Here is a 3454-nt window from a genome sequence, read left to right on the forward strand (position 1 = left end):
GGCCGGGGCCCACGCCCCGGGCGGCATGGGCGGCGCCGGCGGCCGCGGCGAGAAGCGCGGCGGCAACCGTTTCGTCCGCCCGACCCGCTTCGGCTGCGAGGGGCTGGAGGACGAGGACGAGATGCTGCTCGGCGACCGCGGCATCGCCGGCCAGGCCGTCCGGCACGAGGAGGGCGACCGCCACTGGGAGCGGATGCGGCGCCGCTGGCTCGACTCCGCCCGCACCGAGGGCCCGGCCCCCCAGGCCCCGGCCGCCGCGGGCGCGGAGACTCCGGCGGAACAGAACACCCTGCTCAACCAGCTGACCACCGCCCTGCTCGGTCCCGAAGCGGGCACGGACGGCGCCGCCACCGACACGGCCACGGCCACGGCCACAGGCTCCGACAACGGCAGCGGTGGCGGCAGTGGTGAGGGCGGGTCCGCGGCGGCCGGCGGTGAGCGGCCGACGCACGGCTCCCGGGACGAGGGCACCGGCACGTCCTCCTCGTCGGACGGGGACTACCTCGACCGCGCCCGGTCCGTCGCCGCCCGCCGCGGCCGCCCGGACGACGACACCCCGGCGGCCTCCGCCGCCACCGGCACGGGGTCGGGAGCGGACGGCGCCGACAAGCCCGCCGAGCGGGCCCCGCTCCGCCAGGAGGGCGGCTACCAGGTACCGAGCCCGTTCCTGCGGGCCGCACTCGCCCGCCTCGCCACCTCCGGCGGCGCGGACGGTGCCGCCCCGGGCGGCGCGGCCTCGTAACCGGCCGGCCGTCCTACGACCGCCGCACACCCCGCAGCCCTCCCACCGCCGTCCGCCCGCTCCCACGAGCGGGCGGACGGCCGGCACGAACTGGACGAACCCATGGATGAGCAGACAGGCGCAGAACAGGCTCACGCCGTACTGCGCGAAACCGTGAGCAGCCCCCGCCTGCAGGAAGCCGCGCTGCAGCCGACCGAGGCATGGGAGGTCGCCGAGCCCACCGCCCGTCTGCAGCCCATGGAACACGTGCAGATGGCGGAGTCCACCGCCCGTCTGCAGCCCACGGAACGCGACCTGCCGTTGGCCGAACACGGTGTCCGCCTGCAGCCCACGGAACGCGACCTGCCGTTGGCCGAACACGGTGTCCGGCTTCGGCCGGACGCGGTGGAGGCGTCCCCGACGCAGTCCACTCCGTTGGCCGCGACGGCCCGGACCGCCCCCGACGCCCAGGTGAAGCGGCTAGCGTCGACCACCGGCGCCGCGGCGCAGTCCGGCGGATCCGCGGGCAGCGGCTTCGAGGTGAATCCGGAGCAGTACCGCGCCGCGGTCAGCCCGGTGCTCGCGGCGGCCGACCAGCTCACCCAACTCGTCACCGGGCTCTCGGCGTTCCTCGACCACACCCAGTCGACGGCCCCGTGGGGCAACGACGAGTCCGGCAAGAAGTTCGCGGAGGGCGAGAAGGGCTACCTGCGGTACAGCACCGACACGCTCAAGGGCCTCAAGGGCATGCCGGAGGCCGTCCGTTACGTCGCGGACGGCCTCAAGGCCATGGCCGAGAACTACCGGGCGACCGAGGAGGGCACCACCTCGGTCTTCCAGGGCGGCGGAACCGACGGCGTGTCCGTCCCCCAGACCGGTTCGTACAGCGCTCCCGTCAACGTCACCTCTCCGGGCGCCGCCCTGCGGAACATCGCACAGGCCCACCCGTCCACCACCCGAAGGGCCTGATCCGATGGCGGTCGAACTCCCCGAGCCCCTGCAGTGGGTGCTCCTCCTGCTGGCGGGCACCCGCTGGCCGGAGGCCGACGAGGACATGCTCCGCGACATGGCGGAGCGCTGGCGTGACGGCGCCAAGACCCTGGAGGACGCCGGACGCTCCGCCGACTCCGCGGTGAAGCGTGCGCTCGACGGCCAGCGCGGCGCCGCCGCCGACGCCCTGGGCAAGCACTGGTCGCAGTTCACCACCGGCAAGGGCACCGAGGCGGAGCCGGGGTACTTCCCCGGTCTCGTCCAGGCCTGCAACGGCATGGGCGACATGCTGGAGGCCATGGCCAACTCCGCGGAGACCGCGAAGATCCAGATCGTGGCCCAACTCGGCATCCTGGCCTTCGAGATCGCCACCGCGGAGGCGGAGGCGCCGTTCACCGCGGGTGCCTCGCTGGCCGAGATCCCGGTGTTCGTCGGCATCAGCCGCACCGCCGTCCAGCAGATCCTGAAGCAACTGCTGAAGGAGACCCTGCAGTTCGCGGCGAAGCAGGCCGCACAGATGGCCGCGATCAACCTGCTGGCCCAGGGCATCGAGGTGATGGAGGGCCACCGCAAGAGCGTCGACATGAAGGAGCTCGGCCAGAACGCCCTCGGCGGTGCCGTCGCCGGTGCCAGCGGCCACCTCATCGGCAAGGGCCTCAGTGCCGGCGGGTCGAAGCTCGGCCTCAGCAGCGTCATGGAGACCACCGCGGGCCGGATGGCCCACGGCGCAGCCGTCGGTGTCGGTGCGGACGTCTCCACCCAGCTCATCACGACCGGTCACGTCGAGGGCGGCAGCCTGCTCGGCTCCGGTCTGAGCGGCGGCGCCTCGGTCGGCCTGCACCGCGGCGCGGCCGCCGTGAAGGGCCACTTCAACGGTCCGCCGAAGATCCCCACCCCGCACGCCGGCCCCGAGGGCGCCGGTGGCGCTACCCCCGGAGCGGGCAGCGGGTCGGGCGGCGCACCGGTCTTCTCCAAGTCGGACTCCGGCTCGTCGAGTTACCGCGGACCGTCCGCCGAGGGCCTGTCCGGCGGCTCGCACGAGGCACCGGCCTCGACCGGCTCGACCGGTTCCGCCGGCTCGGCGGGCAGCTCCGCCCGCGGTCACTCCGCCACCGGCCTGACCGGGGGCTCCAACGGATCCACCGGCTCGTCAGGCTCGTCCGGTTCGGCCGGCACGGGCAGTTCGGCGGCTACGACGCACGGCGGTGGCGAGGGCGGCGCGAGCCGTCCCGAGAGCGCTCCCGCGCCGGCCTCCGGCACCCGGGGCCTGGTCCCGTTCGGCTCCGACCGTCCCGCGCCCGCCGCCGAGCACACCCCGGCGCCCGAGACCGCCGCGACCGGGCAGCCGACCCCGCACACGGCCGACCGTCCCGCACCCGCCGCCGAGCACACCCCTGCGCCCGAGACCGCTGCCGTCCCGGCCGCCGCCCGTGGCGACTCCGCCGAGCCGGCGCCGCGTCCCGCAGAACCCGTGCACCAGGTCTCCGAGAGCGCGCCGCACACCCCCGAGAGCACTCCCCGGGGCACCGAGCACGCACCGGTCGCGCACGAGCAGGCCCCCGGGCAGATCCACGAGCAGGCACCGCCGCAGGCCCGTCAGGACGTCCAGCCGTCGCCGCACGCGACCACGGGCGAGACCCGCACGGTGCCGGCCGACCCGGCCCCGGCGCACGAGTGGCGCCCTCCGCGATCGCGGTGTGCACGCCCCGCTCGATCACGGTGTGCTTCAGCTGCTCCGGCGGC

General features: G+C 75.4%; 1 protein-coding gene and 2 pseudogenes. All 3 read left to right on the forward strand.

Annotated features, from left to right (window positions below; genetic code table 11):
- A pseudogene (locus ABZ641_RS29840) lies at positions 1–742 on the forward strand (hypothetical protein); the annotation flags it as partial.
- A 153-nt stretch (positions 743–895) separates the two neighbouring features.
- A complete protein-coding gene (locus ABZ641_RS29845) occupies positions 896–1690 on the forward strand; it encodes a hypothetical protein (protein ID WP_359986752.1) in 795 nt (264 codons plus the stop codon).
- Between the two features lie 4 nt (positions 1691–1694).
- Positions 1695–3454 (forward strand): annotated as a pseudogene (locus ABZ641_RS29850) (hypothetical protein); the annotation flags it as partial.

The sequence above is a fragment of the Kitasatospora sp. NPDC007106 genome, assembly GCF_040634455.1.
Classification (GTDB): domain Bacteria; phylum Actinomycetota; class Actinomycetes; order Streptomycetales; family Streptomycetaceae; genus Kitasatospora; species Kitasatospora arboriphila.